This is a genomic window from Phormidium yuhuli AB48, from assembly GCF_023983615.1.
GTDB lineage: Bacteria > Cyanobacteriota > Cyanobacteriia > Cyanobacteriales > Geitlerinemataceae > Sodalinema > Sodalinema yuhuli.
Map to the genome: position 1 here is coordinate 819,218 of NZ_CP098611.1, position 22,509 is coordinate 841,726.

24 protein-coding genes are annotated in these 22,509 nt (G+C 53.3%); 12 read left to right on the forward strand and 12 right to left on the reverse strand.

Annotated elements, in window-relative coordinates:
- Nucleotides 1–50 precede the first annotated feature (50 nt).
- The 5 genes from NEA10_RS03370 to NEA10_RS03390 all read left to right on the forward strand — a co-directional run bounded on the left by NEA10_RS03370 (nucleotide 51) and on the right by NEA10_RS03390 (nucleotide 3,680).
- Entirely contained in the window at nucleotides 51–839 is a 789-nt protein-coding gene (locus NEA10_RS03370) for a creatininase family protein (RefSeq protein ID WP_252665278.1), read from the forward strand.
- Between the two features lie 46 nt (nucleotides 840–885).
- Nucleotides 886–1,029, forward strand: a complete 144-nt coding sequence (locus NEA10_RS03375) for a hypothetical protein (protein ID WP_252663812.1) — start codon at nucleotides 886–888, stop codon at nucleotides 1,027–1,029.
- Nucleotides 1,030–1,175: 146 nt separating this feature from the next.
- Nucleotides 1,176–1,511: a DUF2605 domain-containing protein gene (locus tag NEA10_RS03380; RefSeq protein ID WP_252663813.1), complete on the forward strand. Its 336-nt coding sequence runs from the start codon at nucleotides 1,176–1,178 to the stop codon at nucleotides 1,509–1,511.
- Between the two features lie 158 nt (nucleotides 1,512–1,669).
- The gene (locus NEA10_RS03385) at nucleotides 1,670–1,996 is read left to right on the forward strand and encodes a DUF2973 domain-containing protein (protein ID WP_252663814.1); all 327 of its coding nucleotides are present in this window, start codon (nucleotides 1,670–1,672) and stop codon (nucleotides 1,994–1,996) included.
- A 76-nt stretch (nucleotides 1,997–2,072) separates the two neighbouring features.
- On the forward strand, nucleotides 2,073–3,680 hold the full coding sequence (locus NEA10_RS03390; protein ID WP_252663815.1) for an Hsp70 family protein: 1,608 nt from the start codon (nucleotides 2,073–2,075) through the stop codon (nucleotides 3,678–3,680).
- A 6-nt stretch (nucleotides 3,681–3,686) separates the two neighbouring features.
- Here NEA10_RS03390 and NEA10_RS03395 read toward each other — a convergent pair whose 3' ends face one another.
- The 3 genes from NEA10_RS03395 to NEA10_RS03405 form a co-directional block, all read right to left on the reverse strand.
- Nucleotides 3,687–4,199, reverse strand: coding sequence for a hypothetical protein (locus NEA10_RS03395; protein WP_252663816.1), 513 nt, complete (start codon nucleotides 4,197–4,199; stop codon nucleotides 3,687–3,689).
- 167 nt (nucleotides 4,200–4,366) lie between these two features.
- Entirely contained in the window at nucleotides 4,367–5,146 is a 780-nt protein-coding gene (locus tag NEA10_RS03400; protein ID WP_252663817.1) for an ABC transporter permease, read from the reverse strand.
- Nucleotides 5,147–5,220: 74 nt separating this feature from the next.
- Nucleotides 5,221–6,381: a GAF domain-containing protein gene (locus tag NEA10_RS03405; RefSeq protein WP_252663818.1), complete on the reverse strand. Its 1,161-nt coding sequence runs from the start codon at nucleotides 6,379–6,381 to the stop codon at nucleotides 5,221–5,223.
- A gap of 192 nt (nucleotides 6,382–6,573) precedes the next feature.
- On the opposite strand from NEA10_RS03405, the gene cobU reads away from it, so the two are divergent.
- Both cobU and NEA10_RS03415 read left to right on the forward strand, forming a co-directional pair.
- Complete coding sequence (cobU, locus tag NEA10_RS03410) at nucleotides 6,574–7,122, forward strand: bifunctional adenosylcobinamide kinase/adenosylcobinamide-phosphate guanylyltransferase (RefSeq protein WP_252663819.1); 549 nt, start codon at nucleotides 6,574–6,576, stop codon at nucleotides 7,120–7,122.
- A gap of 135 nt (nucleotides 7,123–7,257) precedes the next feature.
- The gene (locus tag NEA10_RS03415) at nucleotides 7,258–7,674 is read left to right on the forward strand and encodes a hypothetical protein (protein ID WP_252663820.1); all 417 of its coding nucleotides are present in this window, start codon (nucleotides 7,258–7,260) and stop codon (nucleotides 7,672–7,674) included.
- Here the strand turns inward: NEA10_RS03415 and NEA10_RS03420 are convergent.
- The gene (locus tag NEA10_RS03420; protein ID WP_252663821.1) at nucleotides 7,671–8,648 is read right to left on the reverse strand and encodes a ribonuclease Z; all 978 of its coding nucleotides are present in this window, start codon (nucleotides 8,646–8,648) and stop codon (nucleotides 7,671–7,673) included. The two genes, NEA10_RS03415 and NEA10_RS03420, sit on opposite strands and share 4 nt — an antisense overlap.
- 315 nt (nucleotides 8,649–8,963) lie before the next feature.
- Here NEA10_RS03420 and NEA10_RS03425 point away from each other — a divergent pair, with 315 nt between their 5' ends.
- Nucleotides 8,964–10,040, forward strand: a complete 1,077-nt coding sequence (locus NEA10_RS03425) for a SpoIID/LytB domain-containing protein (protein WP_252663822.1) — start codon at nucleotides 8,964–8,966, stop codon at nucleotides 10,038–10,040.
- Between the two features lie 195 nt (nucleotides 10,041–10,235).
- Here NEA10_RS03425 and NEA10_RS03430 read toward each other — a convergent pair whose 3' ends face one another.
- The 6 genes from NEA10_RS03430 to NEA10_RS20950 form a co-directional block, all read right to left on the reverse strand.
- The gene (locus NEA10_RS03430; protein ID WP_252663823.1) at nucleotides 10,236–10,655 is read right to left on the reverse strand and encodes a slr1601 family putative cell division protein; all 420 of its coding nucleotides are present in this window, start codon (nucleotides 10,653–10,655) and stop codon (nucleotides 10,236–10,238) included.
- Nucleotides 10,656–10,925: 270 nt separating this feature from the next.
- Complete coding sequence (gene psaM, locus NEA10_RS03435) at nucleotides 10,926–11,015, reverse strand: photosystem I reaction center subunit XII (RefSeq protein ID WP_068788265.1); 90 nt, start codon at nucleotides 11,013–11,015, stop codon at nucleotides 10,926–10,928.
- Between the two features lie 154 nt (nucleotides 11,016–11,169).
- Nucleotides 11,170–11,619 (reverse strand): nucleoside-diphosphate kinase, encoded by a 450-nt coding sequence (gene ndk, locus NEA10_RS03440; protein ID WP_252663824.1) that lies wholly within the window; start codon nucleotides 11,617–11,619, stop codon nucleotides 11,170–11,172.
- A gap of 79 nt (nucleotides 11,620–11,698) precedes the next feature.
- The gene (locus NEA10_RS03445; RefSeq protein WP_252663825.1) at nucleotides 11,699–12,766 is read right to left on the reverse strand and encodes an acyl-CoA dehydrogenase family protein; all 1,068 of its coding nucleotides are present in this window, start codon (nucleotides 12,764–12,766) and stop codon (nucleotides 11,699–11,701) included.
- A gap of 42 nt (nucleotides 12,767–12,808) precedes the next feature.
- Complete coding sequence (locus tag NEA10_RS03450; protein WP_252663826.1) at nucleotides 12,809–14,062, reverse strand: aspartate aminotransferase family protein; 1,254 nt, start codon at nucleotides 14,060–14,062, stop codon at nucleotides 12,809–12,811.
- Between the two features lie 164 nt (nucleotides 14,063–14,226).
- Nucleotides 14,227–16,302 (reverse strand): S8 family serine peptidase, encoded by a 2,076-nt coding sequence (locus NEA10_RS20950; RefSeq protein WP_309494582.1) that lies wholly within the window; start codon nucleotides 16,300–16,302, stop codon nucleotides 14,227–14,229.
- Nucleotides 16,303–16,551: 249 nt separating this feature from the next.
- On the opposite strand from NEA10_RS20950, the gene NEA10_RS20955 reads away from it, so the two are divergent.
- On the forward strand, nucleotides 16,552–17,658 hold the full coding sequence (locus NEA10_RS20955) for a hypothetical protein (protein ID WP_309494584.1): 1,107 nt from the start codon (nucleotides 16,552–16,554) through the stop codon (nucleotides 17,656–17,658).
- Nucleotides 17,659–17,840: 182 nt separating this feature from the next.
- On the opposite strand, the gene NEA10_RS03470 is transcribed toward NEA10_RS20955, so the two are convergent.
- Nucleotides 17,841–18,464: a class I SAM-dependent methyltransferase gene (locus NEA10_RS03470; protein ID WP_252663827.1), complete on the reverse strand. Its 624-nt coding sequence runs from the start codon at nucleotides 18,462–18,464 to the stop codon at nucleotides 17,841–17,843.
- A gap of 11 nt (nucleotides 18,465–18,475) precedes the next feature.
- Between NEA10_RS03470 and NEA10_RS03475 the strand changes: the two genes are divergently transcribed.
- Complete coding sequence (locus tag NEA10_RS03475; RefSeq protein ID WP_252663828.1) at nucleotides 18,476–18,889, forward strand: hypothetical protein; 414 nt, start codon at nucleotides 18,476–18,478, stop codon at nucleotides 18,887–18,889.
- Here the strand turns inward: NEA10_RS03475 and NEA10_RS03480 are convergent.
- Nucleotides 18,826–19,509 carry a phosphoribosyltransferase gene (locus NEA10_RS03480; RefSeq protein ID WP_252663829.1) on the reverse strand — a complete coding sequence of 228 codons (684 nt, stop codon included), beginning with the start codon at nucleotides 19,507–19,509 and terminating at the stop codon, nucleotides 18,826–18,828. The genes NEA10_RS03475 and NEA10_RS03480 overlap by 64 nt on opposite strands.
- 218 nt (nucleotides 19,510–19,727) lie before the next feature.
- On the opposite strand from NEA10_RS03480, the gene NEA10_RS03485 reads away from it, so the two are divergent.
- Both NEA10_RS03485 and NEA10_RS03490 read left to right on the forward strand, forming a co-directional pair.
- The gene (locus tag NEA10_RS03485; protein ID WP_252663830.1) at nucleotides 19,728–21,116 is read left to right on the forward strand and encodes an ankyrin repeat domain-containing protein; all 1,389 of its coding nucleotides are present in this window, start codon (nucleotides 19,728–19,730) and stop codon (nucleotides 21,114–21,116) included.
- A 123-nt stretch (nucleotides 21,117–21,239) separates the two neighbouring features.
- Nucleotides 21,240–22,352 (forward strand): AI-2E family transporter, encoded by a 1,113-nt coding sequence (locus NEA10_RS03490; RefSeq protein WP_252663831.1) that lies wholly within the window; start codon nucleotides 21,240–21,242, stop codon nucleotides 22,350–22,352.
- The last annotated feature ends 157 nt before the right edge of the window (nucleotides 22,353–22,509 follow it).

Here is a 22,509-nt window from a genome sequence, read left to right on the forward strand (position 1 = left end):
ACCATCTCTCTAACGGTTTCATTCACTCGTCTGCTTCTCGCCCATCCGCCATGCACAATTTTATTCCCCCAGAACGTTTTTTTGCCTACCTAACCTGGACAGAGATTGAGCAACTCCCGAATAAGGCGAACACAGTACTAATCCAACCCGTTGGGGCGATCGAACAACATGGTCCTCATCTCCCCCTCCTTGTTGATAGTGCCATTGGTTTAGGCGTCTTGGGAGAAGCCCTGACTCGCCTAAATCCCCACATCCCCGCCTACGCCTTGCCTCCCCTACACTACGGAAAATCTAATGAACACCGCCATTTTCCTGGAACCATTAGTCTCTCCGCTACCACAGTCCTCAATACCTTGATGGAGATTGGCGAGAGTCTGTACAGGGCCGGCTTTCGCAAACTAATTCTCATGAACTCCCATGGAGGACAGCCGCAAGTCATGGAAATTGCAGCCACAGACTTACACGCCCGCTATGAAGATTTCTGGCTCTTTCCCATTTTTACCTGGCGCGTGACTCAGGAACATAAATCCCTGATGAGCGACAAAGAGGTTCAACTGGCCCTGCACGCCGGCGACGCAGAAACCAGTTTAATGCTGGCCCTACTCCCAGAACAGGTGCGGATGAGGCAAGCGGTCAGGGAGTATCCCCCAGAACAGCCGGGGCGTTTGGGAGCTAAAGGGGCGCTAACCTTTTCCTGGCTAACCCACAATCTCAGTAGCAGTGGCGTAGTGGGGGATGCTACAGCGGCGAGTCAGGAGAAAGGGGAGGCCATCTTAGATTTACTGGCCAGAGGCTGGTGTGAGTTACTCGAAGAGGTCTATCACTTCCAAAGTTGCTAGAATAAGAGTAGATTCAGTAACAGATTTTACAGACAGGAGGGCAGTTATGGACACAAAACAGCGTACAGGTCTTAATCACTGGCTGCAACGAATTCCCGGACTCAGGCAATGGCTGCGGCTATCCCAGGATGTCTATCAGGCGGCAGAAATTCTTCACGATCGCCGTCGCCCCCTCAAACGAGTTCCCTAACGGGGCACTAGGGTACTGACATCATCCGAGACGGCGATCCCAGGAACTAAGCCTGATCGCCGTCTGGCACTAGCCCTTTCCTGGATTTGTAAACAAATGTAAATAGCGTTAAGATTGTAGGCGAGTCGGTAAACTATTATTAAATTATGAGTCGCCCCCATCTCCCAGAGCCAAGTTTGCTCAAGAAAGTCCTCGAACCCTTGCTCGGGGACTTCCAGTACTGGTTTGAACGCTCTCGAACACTTCTGGAAACTGAAACCATTGACTTCCTAGAGCCCAAAGAACAGCAGGATCTCCTGAATCGTGTCATTCAGGCTCAAGAAGAGGTCAGTTCAGCCAAGATGATGCTCGATGCGACCGGTTGCCAAGCTGGGGTAGATATGTCAGTGCTCATGCCCTGGCATCACTTACTCACGGAATGTTGGCAGATTTCGATGCGATTCCGGGCCCAGCATTCTCAGGCACTGAACGTGAGAGAATAGCACCGGGTGGAGTGTGGTGGCATGGTATCTGCCCCCTGTCCATGACTCAACTTAAAAATCTGTTTTAAAGTCTTGAATTTAGGGGAGTTTCTCAGGTCTAACTGCGAACTGCCCGACACAGCCGATTGATCACCCCTGATTTATCTGAGGACAAGTCTATGTTACATCTGCTTTATATTCTCGCCTTTACATTTCTGGCCTTCGTTGCCGTGGGCAATCTCGTTAGAAATCTCCTAGCCTTCAGTTCTGAGTCTCAGAAACCCCGTCCCCTAAACAATTCTGAATTCAGCCGCCGTCCTCAGCCGAGTCCTCATCCGGAACTTCTCGACGATCACGGACGGGTGGTGGAAGAACCCCTGCTCGTTATGCGCTCGATCGGCATCGAAGATGCTCGGGAAAAACTCGATGCTCTCTACAAGTCCTCACCGAGCGGCAAAAATAACCTCAGTGATGACGATGATACGCCCCCACCGGCCCTGATTTAAGCGTTAGCTTGGCCATTCTTTGCTCTGTGAGATCCCTTCCTGGCGGACTCCCCCACTGTCACTGCACTGTTCCCCCATGACGATCGCCATTGACTTCGGAACCACCAACACCGTGATTGCCCGTTGGAATGCCGCTACAGAACAGCCAGAGGTAGTCTCTCTACCGGGGCTGAGCCGCCACTCTAGTAACAGTCCTCCAGTGATCCCGAGTTTGGTCTACGTGGAGGATGCTCGGGCGGGGGCGATCGCCGCCGGGCAACAGGTTCGCGATCGGGGCTTAGACTTAAAAGGAGACTCCCGTTTTTTTCAGAGCTTTAAACGAGGCATTGGTTCTCCGGTTCAAGGATTTCTGCCCCATCTCGACGGAGTTTCCATCCAATTTGAACAGGTGGGAGCCTGGTTTCTCCAGCATCTGCTCTCAACGCTGACCCAAGTTCCCCTCCCCCTGGACTCTCTCATCCTCACGGTTCCCGTCGATAGCTTTGAAACCTACCGCCATTGGCTAGGTTCCGTGGTGGAATCCCCGCAACTTCCCCAAAAAATCGAGCAAGTTCGCCTTTTAGACGAACCCACCGCCGCCGCCCTAGGGTACGGTGTAGCAGCAGCTGACCTACTGCTTGTGATTGATTTTGGGGGGGGAACCCTGGATATGTCCCTGGTTGAGTTGAGCCGCCGCGTCACCCCGGGTCGTAATCCCTTGGGCTTTATTCTCAAATGGGGTGATAAATCGTTTCGTGAGGAATCTGGGCAGAAGCTGGAAACCGCTAACGTCATCGCCAAGGCTGGCCAAAACTTAGGAGGGACGGATATCGATAACTGGCTCCTCGATCACGTTGCGAAGAGTCATGGCCTGCCCAAAACCCCTCTGACGCTCCGTTTACTGGAAAAGCTTAAGATTGAGTTATCCTCCCGGCCCCAAGCCAGCGAGGTTTATTTTAATGAAGAGAGCTTTGAGAGTTATGACGTGAGCTTAACACGCTCCGAGTTAGAGGAGATTCTCCAACAGCAGCAGTTTTTCAAACGCCTGGATGAATCCTTGACTCAAGTTCTGCAACAGGCCCGGCGACAGGGGCTAGAAAGCCCAGATATCGATGCGATTGTTCTCGTGGGGGGAACTTCACAAATGCCAGCGGTGCAAGGGTGGCTCCAAAACTGGTTCCCCAGTCAGAAAATTCGCTGCGATCGCCCCTTGGATGCGATCGCAGCCGGTGCTTTACAACTGACTCAGGGGATTAAACTCACAGATTTTCTTTATCACGGTTATGGGATTCGCTACTGGAACCGCCGCAAAAACGCCCATGATTGGCACCCCATCATCCAGCCTGGACAACCCTATCCCCTCGACCGTCCCATTGAACTCTCCCTGGGCGCCTCCACGCCGGAGCAGCCCAAACTGGAGTTAGTCTTAGGGGAGATGGGGGCTGAAGCTCCCCAGACAGAAGTTTTCTTTGATGGCGATCGCCTGATCACCCGCCAGGTCAACCAAGACGCAACGGTGATTCCCCTTAACGACAGTGACCAAGGGCGTACCATTGCCACCCTTGATCCACCGGGGTCTCCAGGGAGCGATCGCATCAAAATTCAGTTTCGCATCGACGAAAAGCGATTTCTACGGATTACCGTTGATGACTTACTCACCTCGGAGCGGCTGATTGACAATCAGGCCGTCGTGCAATTGAGTTAGATGATCTCAAATGCCTCGGCTCACCAGACCCCGACAGGTGTTTAGGACTTGTTCATCCACATCCGAGAGACCCCCTAACGGTTGAAAACCCGGGATATTCGCATTGGTGGTCGGCCCACCCTCAGCCACCAACGTATCACGGCGAACAGCTAAGTTAAAGGGATAGACCTCGTCGCTGTAGCTATCTTGGATATTGAGAGCCAACTGGTTCTCATCCAGGCGTCCGTAAAAGCAGTCAAAGGAGGACGAGGGCATATAAAAGCCACCAACCACGCGATTCCCCTCAGCTTCAAAGACCATATACGTTTCCCCCACCTGATTCGCCTCAGATGCCGAACTATAGACATGTTGCCCATCCGTTAGATTCGAGGGAGCCGTCTCCAACCGAGCCGCCACTGACACCGACTCCGCTACCGCCATCCCAGTAAAACCTAGTGTTAAGAGTAGACCTAGAATAATTGACGTGGCTTTCCCCGAGCGTAGTAACCACCGTTGGAGGGTTAACGTATGCTTAAACATCAGTAATTATCCTAGTTCCGAACTCAACACCCCTATTGTCTGGGATTCGGGGGAACCGATGCAGTGACCCTAGGACAGATTTTCAGGCGATCGCGTCACGAAAACTCAGTGATATCACTGACCCCCTGCCAGTGACATAAATCACGTTAATCCCCATCATCAGCATTTTAAAAGATCTGTAACTGGTCGGCTTCATTAAAAAAACATCGCCCCAAGCCGCTCACCAAGACCGTTGTAGCGATAAAGTCCGTCAGGACGATCGCAAACATAATCAGCATCTGATAGGCAGCCGCATCAATGGGATTAGCTCCACTTAACAATTGACCCGTCACAATCCCCGGTAGCGTCACCAATCCCACCACCATCATCGAATTGAGAATGCTGACAGTTCCGGCACGGATTGCCTGCTGGCGATAGTTTGCCAGAGCGTCCTGGGGAGTTGCCCCAAGACTGAGGTGAGTCTCAATCTCCAGGGGGTGATTTTGCACCAAACTCACCAACCGTTCCCCGGCGATGGCCGCCGCATTCATCGCATTGCCCATCATCATGCCCCCTAAGGGAATGAGATATTGAGGATTTGACCAAACTGCCGGCTGACGCAGAACCAACGTATTAACATAAACTAGAGTGCAGGCCGTACTAACACCGATCGCCACCCAAACCAAAGGCAACAGTCGTGGCAGTTTACGGGGAATGCGATTACGAGCCACCACTGCCGCCAAGCTCAACATCACCAGCAATACCCCCAGCAGGAGTATCGGATGTCGCCAGGTAAAGACAACCTGAAGAATCACCCCCAGCATTAAGAGTTGCAGGGTCGTGCGGGCGGTTGCTAACGATAACTGTAAGGTTAGGCCCAACTGTTGCCAGGCGGCAATGGCAATGGCAATAGCCGCCATCCCAAGAGCAATAGCGAGGTCAATTAAATCGAGTTGAATATAGTCCATCGTTGACGTGACGCTTAAGTTCAGGGAACCAGATTAGAAGTTCTGGCTCAGTAACAGTGGCTGGGATCAGGAGGTTACATCCTTATTTTTCTTAATGCTCCCACTAATACGGGTTTTCCATAAAAGCGAGTCCGAACTCCGTAAATTTCCACTAAAACTGATTTACCATTTTTGCGCTTTCCCTTAAAAATACAAGAAACACAGCTTGTTTGACCCCGTACACATTTATAAACCTGTTCTGAGACCCGGTCATAATGGTCATCACTCACCAGAGAAAACATACTTTTGAGTGCTGCGAGTTCCTGTGTCTTATAGCCAAAAATTTTCGCCATCCTCGGATTCGCATAAATAAATTTACCATCCCAAACAATGATATATAGCCCCAACTGATGTAAGCGACTTAAGGGGGCTGACGGCTGATGCTGCGGTGCAGGAGTGGGGCGAGTGCCATTTTGACCGGAGAGATGGGAAGAGGGGGAAGGAGGAGAAGTGGCCGGAGAGGTTGGGGAGGGACGTGGGGAACCGGAGGGGGGTGGGGGGCTATTGGGCGATCGCCCAGGAGAGAAGGGGGAGTTAGGAGGACTTGAGGAAATGCGCAGGGTGGGGGGGGGTGGTGGAGAGGGTAAGACCCGTTGGGGGGTCAAACAATGCAGCACATCTAACACCAAGGCAATACGACCGGCCACCACCTCCATTAACTCTGCCATCTGAGCGCGAAAATGACCCGGTTCCGGGTGCATGAGGGTGATAATGCCCAAGACTGAGGTTTTACGCAGTACCGGCACACAGAGTACTGAACGGACCTGGTAGGGTTCCCCTGGAAGTTGTAACCAGCGCTCATCAAGGCGGGTATCCGTGATAATCCCGATTTGTTGCTGTTGGTAGACCCAGCCGGCTAACCCCCGATTTAAGACCTTTCCCACGAGGGAGTCTCGGTCTTGGCGGATGATTGCACCTCGGGCCAGAACCGACTCAATAACCGTCCCTGTCTCATTGAGGAGAAAGAAACTACTATCGGAGACGGAGGTTAAGCGATTGGCGCTGCGTAAAATCTGTTGTGCTAATGCCCGTAATAGGAGGCTCGGGGAGGAATGTTCGCCGCAAGCGAGGACAGTTCGTAATAATTCTGTCTGAACCTTATTAGCTTCGTTTTCCAGCCGAGCTTCTTCAAACTCGTGGCGAACCGCCTTGAGTTCTTGAATCAGTTGCTCTTTTGTCGGTTCGAGATCGTCCATAAGAGAGTTCAGTGACTGGACAAGATAACCGAAGAAGCCACCCTAGTGACATAGTAGTTGATGGTAGGAGCAGACGGGGTCGGGTCTCGTCCTAGAACTCCCGAGGGAGAGCCGCCTCGAAATCTAGGGCAGAATGACCAGAGGGATTTCTGGTTAGAATTGCCTTAGATAGTTCAGGAAGGATTCTCTCTCTTGGGACACCTAGTGTTAGTCACCGGAGCGGCCCGCTCTGGAAAAAGTGAGTTTGCCGAATGGCTAGCCATTCAGCACAAGGGTATTGTCACCTATATTGCCACTGCCCGCAGCAATTCCCAAGATCCAGATTGGCAGGCCCGCATTGAACGGCATCGTCAACGTCGCCCTCAGAGTTGGCAATTAGAGGAAGTCCCGTTACAACTCTCAGCTAGCCTGGAACGTTGGAGCGGGCCGGAGAGGTGTGTCTTACTCGATTCGTTAGGAACTTGGGTGGCCAATGGCTTGGAAGAAACAGAGGAAGACTGGGGCGATCGCCGCGATCGCTGGCTCCAAAGCGCACGGAACTTTTCGGGAACCTGTATCGTGGTAGCCGAAGAAACGGGCTGGGGTGTGGTTCCGGCCTATGCCTCCGGTCGTCTCTTTCGCGATCGCTTAGGAGAGGTCACCCGTCGCTTAGGGGCGATCGCCGATGAGACCTATCTCATTGTCGCAGGACGAGTCCTAAACCTCAGCCAAATCGCTGCACCCCTCCCAGACATTCTCTAATGAACTCGTCTGCTTTAGCCCGGCGCCAAGGAACAGTCCCAACATCGAAATCTTAAGACTTACTACAACATCAAGGAAGCGGTCTCTCTAATCCATCAGTTAAAATAGGAAAAGTATCTCTGGAGTATGAGTTTTATGGCTTCTGAAAAACAAGTCAAAAAATACTTAGCTGACTGGTTTCAGCTAGGTAAAAAATTGGTCGTTGATCAGAACGAGCAACTCCCATCTCCTCTGTTTGAAAATGGTCACTACAGCGATGCCTTTGAAGCCTGTTGGCGAGCTGCATCCTGTCCTCAATTCGGTCATAAGTCCTATTTGCAAGGCACCGAGATCACCCTTGCCGAGCTTCTCGATGACCACTGGGAGATCACTTCCTGTGCCCGCTGTACGATGCCGATTGCGTTACCAATTTCCGGAGTTGCGGGAGCCGTCTGTCCCTGTCACGATCTGCCCTCTTGGCCCAATACCGCTCTTCCCAAACCGAGACAAGCGGTCAATACCCAAGTGAGTCTGCGGGAGATTTGCCGCCGCCTGGTTTCCAGTGACGACTAACGGCTCCTAGAGCCCTCGTTTGAGCTAGAAACCGCCATAGCATTTGATGGCTTGGGGACTTCATAGGTCAAAAAGTCATAGGCTAGGTCAGTGTGTGGGAAGATGGCCCGCGCCTCACTTAACAAATCCCTCAAATCCAGATCATTTCCCGGGGCATATCGGGGACTAAAGTGCGTCATAAACAGGTGTTTGACCCCAGCCGCGAGGGCGACCTGTGCAGCCATCGTTGACGTTGAATGTAACCGCTGTTGAGCCAACGTGGCATCTCGGTGCGAGAAGGTCGCCTCATGAATCAGTACATCGGCTCCCTCAGACAATCGCACCGCATTGTCACAATAAATGGTATCCGTGCAATAGACCACTTTCCGTCCCGGTTGGGGATCCCCACATAGATCCTGACCATGAATCACCCGTCCATCGTCCAACGTCACCTGTTGTCCTAGTTTGAGTTGACCATAAACGGGACCCGGGGGAATGCCCAGGGCCTGGGCTTTCGCCACGTCAAAACGTCCCGGGCGATCGCGCTCCTCCACCCGGTAGCCATAGGCTGGAATCCGGTGATCGAGGCGATCGCACAGCACCCGATAGTCCTCATCCTCATAAATGACCCCAGGCTTATGCTTATGCACCGTAATCGGATAATGCAAATGGGTGTGGGAATAGCGCGCACAAGCATCGAGATAGGTTTCGAGTTGTGGGGGACCATACAAATCAATGCGATCGGGCGCTCCCGCTAAACCGATGCTTGCCAGGAGTCCCATCAAGCCAAACACATGATCCCCATGCATGTGGGTAATAAAAATACGGCGAATTCGCCCCACCTTCAGATCACTCTGAAGGAGTTGATGTTGTGTCCCTTCTCCACAGTCAAATAACCAAATCTCACCTCGTTGTTTCAGGCGCACGGCCAGACTTGACACATTTCGCGATCGCGTAGGGACACCTGAACTGGTTCCTAAAAAAACGATTTCCACTCGCTTGACTCTCGTTAAGGAAATTTTCAAGGCAAACCGGGTTTGAGCCAACTGTCGTTAGTCTCAGGACAGAACAAACTTCAAGACTCCAAGCTTCCTATGGTATCCTAGCATCGACCTAGGTTTATCTTCGAGTCATCGGTCATCTTAAGGAGAACCACAAGGATGCTGCTACTGAAAATCGCCGCGTCTATCACGGCCCGTTCCCGGACGCTGGCTGAGAAGGGATCAGCAAAAAACACAGAGAAACTCTATCAGTCGCCAAAATTGAGCCAGGCAAGAGGTCGCAGATTTCCTTATCTGCTGCGGAGCCTGATGAGTCTTTGCTTTTGGTTAGGTTCCATCGGTCCTAGCCTGGCCCTGGAACTGCGGGTCGCTGTCGAAAAAAATGTTGGCGAACTCACCGTCGGCAGTTCTACCCCAGCCCGGGTTCGTAGCCGCTCAGGAGACATCCTTGGTGATGTTAGTCAGATGAATGCCTTTGTGGCTCGTTCCCATGGAGGAGTCGTCTCCCTCGATCGCTGGCAAGGGGAACAACTCTGGATTGAACCCACCAATCACGGTTATGTCTATATTGGCGATCGCTGGTATCGGGGCAAAGTCTTAATAGTACAGGGCCGCTGGGGCCTCACTGCCGTCAACTATGTAGACATTGAATCCTACCTCTACAGTGTCCTCGGAGCAGAAATGGGAGGAACCTGGCCCCTTGAAGCCCTGAAAGCCCAAGCTGTGGCCGCTCGCTCTTATGTCCTCTACCAACGGGAACGCTACGGCAATCAGATTTATGACGTTGGCAATGACACCTTCTGGCAAGTCTATCGAGGAATGCAAGAAGAATCCAGTCAGACCCACCGCGCCACAGAAGCAACTCGCGGTCAAGTTCTCAGCCATAACGGTCAAGTGATTGAGGCGGTCTTCCATTCCTCCTCCGGCGGACATACCGAAGATGTCGAGCAAGTGTGGGACGAAGCAAAGCCCTATCTCAGAGGCGTTCCTGACTTTGATAGCAACTCCCCCAGCTACCATTGGATGGAATCCTTTTCTCAATGGGAATTAACTCGGCGGCTCGGGGGAGTGGGAACTGTCACTGGCATCTTCCCCCAACGAGAATCGCCCAATGGTCGCCTAGTCACTGCCCAAGTGGTGGGAACGGCCGGGAGTACCACCATCAAAGGGGATGATTTACGCTCAGCCCTGGGGTTACGCAGTAGCTTATTCACCGTCGCCTCCGGTGGTGACTATTTCACCCTCTCAGGACGTGGATTTGGACATGGGGTTGGGTTGAGCCAATGGGGGGCTAGACATCTGGCGGAACAGGGCTATAGTTATCGTCAAATCCTCTCCCATTACTATCGCAATACCCAACTCGCTCAACTGCGACCCCAGTCTTGAAGCCAGAGCTGACGCGGGGGGCTGAAATCAAGGACTAGGTTCGCTACCATGGGAGTGAGCCTAACGTCGTCGTCAACCCACAGACTATTAACACCATGCCCGATAAAAACTACTCCTGGAAAGGAAGCCCTAACGCTGGACTTGTCCTGACAATTTTGGCAGGGTTAGGGGCGATCGCCATTCTCCTGGTGGGGTTTAGTGGCTAGCCTCGTCCGAGGTGGGCTCCCTCCAGACAATTGGCACTCGCTGGGGATCAACCCGTTGGGTTTCTTCTTCAATCAGACGATTAACTTGTGTGGGGTCAAAGTAGCGTGAAAACCGTCCCTGTAAGAGTTGGACTTGTGATCGCGTCATGTCGACCTCCTCTTGAAGCTGCTCAAGTTCCTGGTAACCGGTTTGGTAACTCGGAACCAGATGTACCAGAGCGGCGATCGCCCCTAAAGAGACCGTAACATTCACCGCCAATTGCAACCCTGTTTCCACGGCTAACCCTGGAGACACACCATCTCGACGCAGTCGGGGACTCGAAGCTGGATAACGGCGCGAGGGCGGGCGGGGCGAGACTCGAACTGGAGGAGTTACGGAAGGACGGGGAAGGCGATCGGGGGCGTTCATAGTCAGTTCTCAAATCAGCTCGCTTATCGTTGACGTACAGTTGATGCAGTCGAATACCAGGACATTGTCCAAATTGAACCGAAACAGCGGCAATTTGGCAAGCCGAGTCATACACCCTAGACCTAACCCAGTTTAGTGGAACCGCAGCCCCTAAATCTTAGACCTAACCATTCTAGTCTGCAAAGCCCACCAGACAACAAATGGGAGTTCCGCAGTAACCGAAACTCCCATCCGTAAACTGACAAACACTAGCTCGTCAAGTCAAAACTGTTACTTGTAAAGTTCCGTCGACAAGCGGAAGGCCAGGATACCGGGAATGATGGCAACAACTAAAGCGGCCAGGACTTGAACGTCAGACATAAGATCTGAAAACTCCTTTATATTTAGTTCAATCGTTCACTACTCTCGCTCAAAGTCAACGGGTTTGAACGAAAGTGTAATGATTTTTCATACTTTGAGGACAGACGCACCCCAGGTCAGGTGCGTCGATCCTGACGTCAGAGGGGAGACGACTCTACTCTTCTAACCAAGGCTTCATGGCCGGAGTCCAGTTGACCAGTTCACTCTCTGAAAACCATAGGTTAATTTCCCGATTGGCGGTTTCTACCGCATCGGAGCCGTGAATAAGATTGCGGCCGATATTCAAGCCAAAATCACCCCGAATCGTCCCGGGATCGGCCGTGAGGGGGTTCGTGGCCCCAATCACGGTCCGGGCCCCAGCCACAACGCCGTCACCTTCCCAGACCATCGCGACCACGGGAGAGGAGGTAATAAAGTCCACCAATCCCTTAAAAAAGGGCTTATCCCGGTGAACGTCATAATGTTGTTCTGCCAGTTCCTTACTCACAGACATCAGTTTCAGCCCAACCAGAGTAAAGCCCTTCGCTTCAAAGCGGCGAATCACCTCGCCCACGAGTCCCCGTTGTACACCATCGGGCTTAATCATTAAAAAGGTGCGTTCCAAGATAACCTCCTCTAAATCACATCAGGTTAGATAACCACAGACTTTAGAGTATCGCACCCTGTCCCCGTTGCGGTCCTGGTTAGGGGCAAAATTCAGCAGAAGTGAGGCGATTTAGGGTTGCTTCCATCACATCCTCCGTTTGACCGGACACCGCATAAACGAGAGCTTCCCGATACACCCGTTGGGCGGGATGGTTTAGACTGTTGGCCGCCCCTCCCGAAGCCGCCACTGCCCCATAGCTACAACGGCCGGCTAAATCGATGGCCCAGGCTCGCAGCTTTAGGCGATCGCCATAGGAAGTGACCCCCTCCCCTTCACTCTCAAAGAAGGCCTGACGACAGGCTTGCAGCTCCTCATCCAGACGAGTCCAGCTACTCTTGAGAAAGGGGAGGTTTTTTCGCTCGGCGGCCTGATTAAGAATATCCAGGCCCGCGCGAGCGCAACCCAGGGCAAAAAAGCCATGATGCAGCACATTGGTCTGACTGTTATGGTGCATCCAATTCGGCGGCTTCAGGAATAGGACTTGGTCATCAGCTAAAAACCATTGTTTGACCTCAGCGGTGACCGTCTGAGTGGAGGTTAGGGCCGCCATCTCTAGGGGAGGACTCAGGCGTAGTTCTCCCCCTTGCTCATCTTGGCTGGTCTCAAAAGGCATCATGCCAAAGACCGAGGTTCCATCGGGCAGCATGGCTCCAAGAATGAAGGAGTCAAACAAAGTCCAACCGGTAATCCAGGGGATAAAGCCTTGTAGTTGGTAGCCCCCGGGAACCGCATGAGCCTGCATGGGGGGCGTTCCCGGGCGACGTAAATGGGAAAAGCCAACCCCCACCCGTCGTTTTCCCCGGGCTAAATCAGGCAGATACTCCTCTTTCAAGGTCTTGTTCGGACTGCGAGCCATCATCGCCGCCGCGCTTTGATGTTGGGTTTGCAGGAAAGCCAGAGCGCCGGAATAGCGGGAAATGGTTTCCTGAAAGCGACGGAAGAGGACTTGATTATCAGCCCGCAAGGTTAGGAGTGCGTGATCGCCGAGTCCCATAAAAGCCCTCTGCAAGGCTTGGGAATCGTGATCAATGAGATTCGCTTGGGGTGCGACACACTCATCCAAATAGCGTTCTGCGATATCCAGGGGAGAGGAGGTGACAGTCATGGGCCAGCATGAACAAGGAACGATGGGCCAGAGGTTGAGAGATTACACCAACGACGACAGGGCCCCGGTCAGAATCTCCAGAGCGCGGTCGATTTCCCCTTGGGAGACAATCAAGGGCGGCACAAAGCGCACCACCTTTGGCCCGGCGGGAACCAGTAACAAACCGGATTCCATGGCAGCTTTCACTACCATAATTGAGGTTAACTCAAGGTCTTGTTTGATTTCCAGACCCCGAATCAATCCCCAACCCCGGACATCTACAACACTATCCGGGAATTGACGGGCGATCGCCTCTAACCCTTGACCCAACTGTTCCCCGCGCTCGCGCACATTCTCTAAAAATCCCGGTTCATCTAACATCTGACAAACGGACAGGGCCACCCCACAGGCGAAGGGATTCCCCCCAAAGGTACTAGCATGATCTCCCGGTTCAAAGACGTCACAGCCTGACTTACAGACCATGGCACCAATAGGAATGCCCCCACCTAAGCCTTTGGCACTGGTGAAGATATCCGGTTCAATCCCCAGGTTTTCATAGCCCCAGATTTTGCCCGTGCGCCCGACTCCCACCTGCACTTCATCGAGAATCAGCAAAATCCCTTTCTCATCACAGAGTTGGCGCACCCGTTGGAAAAAGGCCGCATCTCCGGGACGTACTCCCCCTTCTCCCTGGAGGGCTTCCAGGAGAATGGCCGCCACCTGGGGGGTTTGTGCATCTAATTCCTCGATGGTGGCTTCTAGGGCGTCAATATCGTTATAGGGGCTATAGACAAAGCCGGGAACCAAGGGATTAAAGTTCTTTTGATATTTGGGCTGGCCCGTGGCGGTGATGGTGGCCAGAGTGCGTCCGTGGAAACTCGCTTTGGCGGTGATAATGGTGGGATTTTCAATGCCGCGAACCGTATGGGCGTACTTCCGAGCCAGTTTAATCGCTCCTTCGTTGGCTTCAGCCCCAGAATTACAGAAGAAAGCGCGATCGCCACAGGAATGCTCCACTAACCATTGTGCCAAGGCCCCTTGGGGGGGAATGTAGTAGAGATTCGAGACATGGTGGAGGGTTTGGATCTGCTGGTTAACCGCTTCAATCAGCCTCGGGTGAGCATGGCCGAGGGTACAGGTGGCGATTCCGGCGACAAAGTCTAAATACTCCTTCTCCTGAGCATCCCACACCCGACAGCCCTCTCCATGAGTGAGCGCAATGGGGAAGCGCCCATAGGTTTTCATCACATAGCGGTCAAAGTCAGCGGGGTCGTAAAATGCTGGAGTGGGTTTAGCGAGGGTCATATCTGGACTCATGAGGGTTAAGGTTTAGGGTGTTCGTCAGGGATGTTGAGGAGCGGGTCTGGGGCAAGCAAAAACTCGGGCCACGCCATGGCCCGCCCAGACCGATAACCTCGATTTTAGATCGCCGCCTCAGAAGATGCGACACCCCTAGATGGAGATTACCTGACAATCTCCATCTAACCGACCCCCAGGGTTAACTGCCAAAAGGTCAGCACTCCCGTATCTCCAGCGGCGCGATCGCGAACCTGTAATTGCCAAGTTCCCTCAGCCGGGGCGTTAAACAAGCGTTTTAACTGCGGCGTTGTTGTGAAGTCATAGGTGCGTGCAAACGGTCCCTGTCCCCGACTGCCACGGCCGTGTAACATCACGGGCGATCGCTCCGGAGCCAGGAGCAGAATTTCGAGATCCCCCCAGTCTGAATGCTCCAGTTCAACGCGAACCTCTAACTCCAGAATCCCCAGAGAATCGCGAACCCGAATCGGACTGCTCACCCCTTCTGTCTGATTATCCGGGATAGACATCTCGCGATCATTACTGCCCCGAAGACGCCGTTTAACAGACCGAGGAGATTGTGCTTTCTCTTGAGCGGCAAGCACAGCTTTATGGGCATTGACTTTGCCATAGCCAAACCATTTAGAGTGACCGTCACCGTCATACTGACCAAAGCGAGTGCCCAACTGAGGGTCGGTGGACGGATCGACAATTTTATCCGCCGTCTCCTCTAAAATCTGCTTAACTTCCGCTGCCGTCAGATGAGGATTCACCGATAAGACTAATGCGGCCACCCCCGCCACCAAGGGACAGGCACTAGAGGTTCCCCCAAAGCCGCTAGTATAGTCTCCGGGACTATAGCCCTGATTGCCCACGCGATCGCTGGTAAAAATCCCTTTCCCGGCTAAGGCTTTGGTAATCAGGGGGGCCGTCCCCACATATCCCGTTTCCTGAAGCCAAATTCCCGGAGGGGCATTGTTACTGGGGGCACAAACGGAAATCTCCTGTCCCCAATTGCTATAGGCGGCCTTTTGATTCAGGCTCGTACAGGCGGACACGGCGATGACCTCAGGATGGGCCGCAAAGCCACTGAGCCATTTGGTGGTTCCTGAGAGAATATTCTTGGTCCAGCCCTGTTCATTAATCTCACCACGGGTCGGACGATTGGCATTCCCCGCCGCAAAAACCACCACACAGCCTTTTCCATCTCGTCCCACCCGGGCGGCGCGGCTCAGGGCTGCCTGTTGCCGCATGGACAAGCGGAAATACACCGCACTCGCCCCCCAACTGCAAGAAATGACCGAGGCCCCCCGGTCGATCGCCCAGTCAAACAATTCATCAATGGAACGGTCGTCTAAATAGCCGCTGGTGGCCAGGGGCATGAGGGCGCAACGAGGGGCAATGCCCACAATCCCCTCCCCATTCTCTTCCGCCAAACAGACTCCCGCACAAGCCGTCCCATGATTGTCCGTCTCCCGTCGCGGTAGAGGTAAGAAATCATTCGGACTACGGAAATCTCGGGGGGCAACAATTTTACCAATACCCTGAAAGTCGGGGTGGTTTAAGTCAATGGCATCATCGGCGATGGCCACCACGACACTGCGATCGCCCCGAGTGATATCCCAGGCAGCTTCTGCCCAAATATGCGAGTCCTCTGCCAAGCCTTGCCCTCCACGATGATGGAGATACCACTGTTGCGGATAATAGCGATCGCTCGGTCGATAGGCGAGGGCACTATGAACCACGATATTCGGCTCAGCGGCCAAAACATCCTGCCGTTCCATGAGACGATTGGCGATTTTAATCGGGTTTTCCGTCGCCTCTCGGGTCACTCGATAGATAAATGCATGGTCTAACCCCACCAGAACCGTCTCATCTCCCAGGCCCAAGTCCCGAGCTAGGACCTGACGAGCCTCGTCACTGACCGAGTCAGCAAACTGAACCGTGAGGTCATCAGCCAAATAGACCAAAGTTCCCGGATTATCCACCAGGGCATAGACATGACTGACAAAGGCGACATCGGGGCGATCGCGGGTCTGATCCATCGCCGCCGTCAGATCAGCTGGCTGGCTCACCTCAAATTCAAGTAACACCGCCTCAGTTTGTGATCCCACCGGAATTTGATGCAAACACTGTGCCGGCACCCCTTGCGCTACACTCGGAATGACCTCCGGTTGTTGCGCACGAGCAGTAAAGCGAGTCTCAGTTTTCTTGAGGGCGAGGGTTTCGCCTCCCCGTTGCAGTGTTAAATCATCTGCCACTTGGGACACCTCCGGCGGGTATTAGGTTAGCCAAAATCCACCGCTATCTTAGCTGAGAATCTGCCGCGTCCGTGAGACCCTCTCCGGATTGATCCCCTCTGACGCTGAAATGTTAAGATACCCCTGCATAGGTAAACCTGCTCATGGCCGTGGAACGCTCCGGGGACGGAGCTTGTGATTGCACCGTTATCTCTGCGATTATTCTACGCTGACAACCTCTCTATATCTTCTAAACGGGTAACTCTGTCCATGTTCCTCCAATCCACACACCGTTTCTGGCAATTGTCATCGGCCACCGCTCTCTTAGCGGCGATCGCCACATCGACCCTTGGCCCAGCCACCGCAGTCGCCCAAACCGATCCAACGGACTCACAAACAGCCATTCGAGTCCCGATGGATAACAGCATTCTCAGCCTACAGGGGATTGAATCTCTAATTGCTGACGCAACAGCGGCCATCTCAGCGCAAGACTACAGCCTTGCCATCCGTAAACTGCAAGAGGCCCGGGAAGTCAGCAATCAACTGTCCAACTTCTATCAAAAACTCTCAACCAACTTTTCCGGAATTGACAACCGCATCTTCCAGCGGCAACGGAATCAGGCCGTAGAAGCCGCCCAACTCCGGGATACTGCCACCTATCAACTGGCCCGGTTACATCGCACTCAAAACAACCCAGAACTAGCGGTTCCTCTGCTCGTACAAGTCGTTCGTTCCCAAAATCCCACCCGTTCTCTCGGGAATCAGGCCTATCAGCAACTCTACGAATTGGGGTTTGTCACCTCAGCATTTCCCCTAAATGCTGACCAATTCGCCCCTGAGACCGAGGAAGGACTTGAGCCAGGGGACGCTAGCGAACTGACAGAAGCACGAGAAGATTTGGAAGCGGCCGCAGAACTCTTTGACCGACAGGAACAAGAGCAGGGAGATCCCTTAGCGGTTTTAGCCTCAGACTCCGTTCTGACCTTTGCCGGGATTGAACGCTTGATTGATAATGCCAATGCGGCTGTATCCAATGACGATTATAGCCAGGCAATCTCCTCCCTACAAGAGGCCCGAGAGTTAGGAAACCAACTCTCAAATTTTTACCAAGAGCTAGCCAGTGCTTTTTCGGGAATTGATGGTCCTATCTTTGAAGAACAGCGCAATTTAGCCTTATCGGCGGCGCAGCGGCGGGATGAAGCGACCTATCAGTTAGCCCTATTACACCGCTCCCAGGATAATCCCGAGTTAGCGATTCCTCTGTTGGTACAAATTGTCGAGTCTCAGAACCCCACCCGAGACTTAGGCAGGGATGCCTATCGGCAACTGTTTGAGTTAGGCTTCGTCAGCGATGCCTATCCCCGCAGTCGTAATTAGGGGAAGAAGGCAGCAGGTAGTACGCAGTAGGCAGTAGGGGAAGAAAACAGGTGTTCTATTGCCTCTTACCTCTTGCCTCTTACCTCTTGCCTCTTGCCTCTTACCTCTTGCCTCTTGCCGCTTGCCGCTTGCCGCTTGCCGCTTGCCGCTTGCCTCTTGCCTCTTGCCTCTTGCCTCTTGCCTTATTTATGCCCCCGAATAATCTGCAAACTCCCGCCGGCATGGAGTTGACGATCGCATCGCTGAAAGCCAACAGCGGATAATAAGCCTAGAAGGTCAATCTCAACAAACTGCCAAGCCGTCTCCGTTTCAAAAAGCCAGAAAAAGGGCGCTAGTCCCAACCAAAATGCCAGATTAGTCGGTTTATGGAAATCAGCAAGGGCAAAAATTCCCCCAGGTTTAAGGACACGAAAGACTTCCCAAATAATCCGATTAAGGGTGTCGGGGGTCATCTCATGTAAGGCGGCGCTAGTATGAACGAGATCGAAGTGATTATCCTCAAAGGGGAGGTCTTGGGCAAAGGCTTGGACATACTGGGCTTGGGGGACATTCGCCTGGGCCCGTTCGATGGAGCGAGGGGAAGCATCCAAACCAATCACCGCATCAGAAGCCCGTACTAAATACTCAGTGGTCTGTCCACTGCCGCAACAGAGATCTAAAATAGCCGTATCGACGTGAATCTCTAAGTCTTTAAACGCTAACGTGCGGAAGCGGTCTTCCCCACCGACGCTTAAGGCGGCTGTTCGGGAAATACTGTCATAGAGCCATTGATGTCGGTAGCTCAGCTCACGCAGAAAAGTTGCCATAAGTTTGTCCAATGCCGAATGGATCTCAACAAGATGTTTCAACGGGGATTCAGTGGGGATCCGCGTTTTTAGTGGTGTTTTTACTCTTAGGGTATGATACGCTAGCCAGCCTCGTCCTGGCGATTTCCGGGGGGGTGGCAGCGGCAACTGTGACCTCTGCCTGGCGCGATCTTCACCTCCCTGACGTTTCCCGTCGAGAATACCCAGCCGATTCATTCCGTCGCTTTGGCACGGAGGACCCCCCCCATTACCTCAAAGAGTTAGCCCAACGCCAGGCTCGCTACCAGCATCAGCGACAAGTCATCCGCCGGGGCCGGCCCTCGCCGCTCTCGGAGGTTATCTTGGCTCGCCTTGGACTGGTTCAACTGTCAAATTCTAAGCCGGAGGCGAAGTCTGAAGAAGAGGATGAGGCTTCGAGCAACTGACAGACTTCCTCATCTGAGGTTGGGGCAAACTCTTGGTACCAGAGTCCTAAATAGCGGAAGGGATGAGGCGTTGCTGCACAGATCACCTCATCAACTCGCTCAGCCAAGGTCTCCACAGTTAAGGTTGAGGCTAAGGGAACTGCCACAATGAGCTGGCTGGGGCCCTGAGACTCCAGACTGGCGATCGCCGCGAGCATGGTGGCCCCGGTCGCTACTCCATCATCAATGAGAATGACGGTGCGATCGCGAACTTGCAGGGGAGGGCGATCGCACCGATAGCAGCGTTCTCGACGTTGTAACTCCTGACGTTCTTGGGCGACAACGGCTGCGAAGGCCTCAGGGGTAATCCGGGACGACTCCAAGACATGAGGATTACGGGTAATCTGTCCCCCCCAGCCCACGGCGCCCATAGCCAACTCAGGATTTCCAGGAACCCCCAATTTACGAACCAAACAGATATCCAACTCAACCTGGAGGACTTTCGCCACCACTGCGGCCACGGGAACCCCCCCTCGGGGCAATCCTAGGACTAAGACCTCCGGCCGTTGGTCATAAGCCCGTAACAACTCGGCTAAATGTCGTCCTGCGTCCAGGCGATCGCGAAAGATGGGAGTACTCATGGACAAATCCTCAGGGATTCTTGCGTCAAAACCTCAGGTGACCCCTCAAGAGACCCCTTAAGAGACCCCCCAAGAGATAATTGTTGTGGAATGCTGATATTCCCAATTTTTTCACAAGGAAGGGATAGGGAAACGGTAGAGTAGTGCTAGCCCAAAAAACCCCCTTTAACCGGGCCTCACCCCGTTCCCTGAGAGTTTGCAACCGGAGCCTAGGAACCTTGACACCATCCTCCCCCCACGACCCACTCCTCGACGCTGCTAAACAGAACGACCTTGAGGCAGTAGAGCAATGCCTCAAGCAGCAGAGCGACCCCAATAGTTGCGATCGCCAGGGTACAACCGCGCTGATGTTTGCCGCTTCCCGAGGAGCTGTTCACCTAATCCAGAGACTCCTTCAGGCTGGAGCCAGGGTTGATCAACAGCGAGAAACCTTTGGGGTGACGGCCTTAATGTTAGCAGCCGCGAACCATCAACGAGAGGCCGTTGTGGCTCTCTTAGATGCTAAGGCCGATGTGAATCTCTGTAATGAAGACGGAAGTACTGCCCTCATGGCAGCTGTCCTCAAAGGAGACACGGCGATCGCCCATCTGCTTCTCGACGCGGGGGCTGATGTAAACCACCGAGATCAGCAAGGGGATACTCCCTTGCATTTAGCCTTTCAACACAATTATCCCCCCCTTATGGAAACCCTCTTAAAGGTGGGGGCTGATCCAGATACCCGGGCCCCCGACGGAACCCCCATTTTAGTTCGGGCGGCAGAGCGGGGTCATGGGGCAATTGTTGAGCAGTTGATTAATGCCGGGGCCTCTGTAGACACCTCAAATGCTGATGGGGCGACGGCGTTAACCCTTGCGGCGGAAGCGGGCCATACGGCAATTGTCCAACACCTGCTGAAGGCGGGGGCTAACCCGAATCATCGCAACCAGGATGGTAGTACCCCACTCATGGTAGCCGCCGCGACGAACGATCTCACCATGGCTGCACAACTTCTGGATGCTGGGGCACTCTTAGAAGCTGAGGATGCTGAAGGGGAAACCGCCCTTAACTGGGCCGTGGTGGAAGGGCAGACGGCCATGGTGGAGCTATTGTTACAACGGGGGGCGATCGCCGAGAGAACCAACCGCCTCGGGGATACGCCCTTGTTTGTTGGCGTGTTGCAACAGCACCTGGAAACCGTGCGTCTGCTCCTAGAGGCTGGGGCCGATGTTAACAGTGGCCCCCCGCAAGACTCACCCCTATTAGTGGCCACCGCGCAACAGAATATAGCAATGGTCCGTTTGCTGCTGCAAGCGGGAGCGGATCTCTTGGTTCAGGACGGCCATGGGCAAACCCCCCTCCATCTTGCAGCTCGCCATAACAACAGCGATCTACTAGCCCTACTCTTAGCAGATGACAGCCCCTGCGATCCTCTGGATGAAACGGGGTCAACTCCTCTCATGTGGGCCGCCCATTTTGGTCATCTGGCGGCCATGCGATCGCTCCTCGGGGCTGGGGCAAATCCTGACCTAAAAAACAACGGAGGTCATACGGCCCTGTCCATTGCCGAGTACAATCACAATCACGGGGCAGTTGAAATCCTTAAACAGCACCCATCCACCCATCAATAGCAATGCGTTAATTTTGGGTTGATAGGGCCTAGGTCATAACACGACCTGATGCCTATTGCCTATTGCCTATTGCCTATTGCCTTCTCCCCCCTGTTCCCTGTTCCCTGTTCCCCATTCCCTATCATGACCAAGCGATTGATTTCGCTATCTCTACCGAACATCATTGTGATTGCGGTTGTTGTCCTAGCACTGTTTGTGTTGTGGCAACTGCAAAGTCTGATGTTGATTTTAATGATCTCCGTCGTTTTGGCCGCCTCCATAGCTCCAGTGGTTGACTTTAGCGAGCGGATACTACGGCTTCCTCGTTGGCTGGCCACGATTTTGACGTACGTGAGTCTGATCTCGATCCTGACGGGTGTGGTCTTGATTATTGGGCCAGCCGTCTTTGACCAGATTCAGCGTTTGCTCAGACAGTTGCCGAAACTCTCGGAAGAGGTGTTGTCGGCGGTTGAGTTAGCGATTATGCACGTGACTGATGCTCGTCCGGAGTTGGTCTTAGAACTGTTTGATACTCAGTCCATTACGCGCTGGGTAATTGGCTCCTCTCAACAACTGGTTCTGCGCTCTTACAGCATTACCCGAGGAATTCTTGGGGCAGCCTTTAGTTTGATTCTGGCTCTGTTTATTTCCGGCTATATGGTGGCAGATAGTCGCAAGCTGGTTCGCAGTGTGGTGCAATTATTCCCTCAACCCTGGGAAGACCGACTGGCAGATCAGTCTAAAATCGTCGGACAACGGATGGGAGGCTATATTCGTGGCCGAGTCCTGGTCTCGATTATTCTGGCTGTGGCGACCTCAACAGTATTAACGATTTTGGGTTTGCAAGATTTTGCCTTGGGGTTGGGGGCGATCGCCGGGGTGACGAACCTCATTCCCTTTGTGGGCCCAATTCTCGGGGCGATTCCGGCCCTAATTGTGGCGATCGCTCAAGGGGGATGGCTCGTGCTGTGGGTGTTACTCCTGTTTGTGATTATTCAAAATCTGGAAACCTATGTCTTAGATCCGCTTCTGGTGGGCAATTCGGTGGGAGTCCATCCTCTGTTTCAACTGCTCTCTGTGTTGGGTGGGGCCCAAGTTCTGGGCATTATTGGCGCCTTGATTGTTCCCCCCTGGTTTGCTGGGGCCTCAGCATTGGTGGAAAATCTGTATTTACGGCCAAAACGTATTGCAGAAGCTCAACGTGAAAGTGCGGCGATCGCCGTTTCAGCAACTCCAGTTTCTAGTCATAGCCAATAGGGTTACCACAGAGGCACAGAGGACACAGAGGAAGAGGAGGGGGGGAAGGCAATAGGCAAATAGGCAATAAGCAATAGAAAAACGGCCTTGTTCCCCCTGCTGACTTCTGAAAAGACTGGTGGGTTGTGGTTATGAGTAAGATGAAAAACCCCCCTTA

Coding starts and splice junctions, on each gene's coding strand:
- NEA10_RS03400 (WP_252663817.1), bottom strand. CDS start 5,146: ATGGACTATATTCAACTCGATTTAATTGACCTCGCTATTGCTCTTGGG.
- NEA10_RS03480 (WP_252663829.1), bottom strand. CDS start 19,509: ATGAGTACTCCCATCTTTCGCGATCGCCTGGACGCAGGACGACATTTA.
- NEA10_RS03475 (WP_252663828.1), top strand. CDS start 18,476: ATGCCGAATGGATCTCAACAAGATGTTTCAACGGGGATTCAGTGGGGA.
- NEA10_RS03405 (WP_252663818.1), bottom strand. CDS start 6,381: ATGGACGATCTCGAACCGACAAAAGAGCAACTGATTCAAGAACTCAAG.
- psaM (WP_068788265.1), bottom strand. CDS start 11,015: ATGTCTGACGTTCAAGTCCTGGCCGCTTTAGTTGTTGCCATCATTCCC.
- NEA10_RS03470 (WP_252663827.1), bottom strand. CDS start 18,464: ATGGCAACTTTTCTGCGTGAGCTGAGCTACCGACATCAATGGCTCTAT.
- NEA10_RS03395 (WP_252663816.1), bottom strand. CDS start 4,199: ATGTTTAAGCATACGTTAACCCTCCAACGGTGGTTACTACGCTCGGGG.
- NEA10_RS03385 (WP_252663814.1), top strand. CDS start 1,670: ATGTTACATCTGCTTTATATTCTCGCCTTTACATTTCTGGCCTTCGTT.
- NEA10_RS03390 (WP_252663815.1), top strand. CDS start 2,073: ATGACGATCGCCATTGACTTCGGAACCACCAACACCGTGATTGCCCGT.
- NEA10_RS03450 (WP_252663826.1), bottom strand. CDS start 14,062: ATGAGTCCAGATATGACCCTCGCTAAACCCACTCCAGCATTTTACGAC.
- NEA10_RS03490 (WP_252663831.1), top strand. CDS start 21,240: ATGACCAAGCGATTGATTTCGCTATCTCTACCGAACATCATTGTGATT.
- NEA10_RS03425 (WP_252663822.1), top strand. CDS start 8,964: ATGAGTCTTTGCTTTTGGTTAGGTTCCATCGGTCCTAGCCTGGCCCTG.
- NEA10_RS03380 (WP_252663813.1), top strand. CDS start 1,176: ATGAGTCGCCCCCATCTCCCAGAGCCAAGTTTGCTCAAGAAAGTCCTC.
- NEA10_RS03375 (WP_252663812.1), top strand. CDS start 886: ATGGACACAAAACAGCGTACAGGTCTTAATCACTGGCTGCAACGAATT.
- NEA10_RS20955 (WP_309494584.1), top strand. CDS start 16,552: ATGTTCCTCCAATCCACACACCGTTTCTGGCAATTGTCATCGGCCACC.
- NEA10_RS03430 (WP_252663823.1), bottom strand. CDS start 10,655: ATGAACGCCCCCGATCGCCTTCCCCGTCCTTCCGTAACTCCTCCAGTT.
- NEA10_RS03370 (WP_252665278.1), top strand. CDS start 51: ATGCACAATTTTATTCCCCCAGAACGTTTTTTTGCCTACCTAACCTGG.
- NEA10_RS03415 (WP_252663820.1), top strand. CDS start 7,258: ATGGCTTCTGAAAAACAAGTCAAAAAATACTTAGCTGACTGGTTTCAG.
- NEA10_RS03445 (WP_252663825.1), bottom strand. CDS start 12,766: ATGACTGTCACCTCCTCTCCCCTGGATATCGCAGAACGCTATTTGGAT.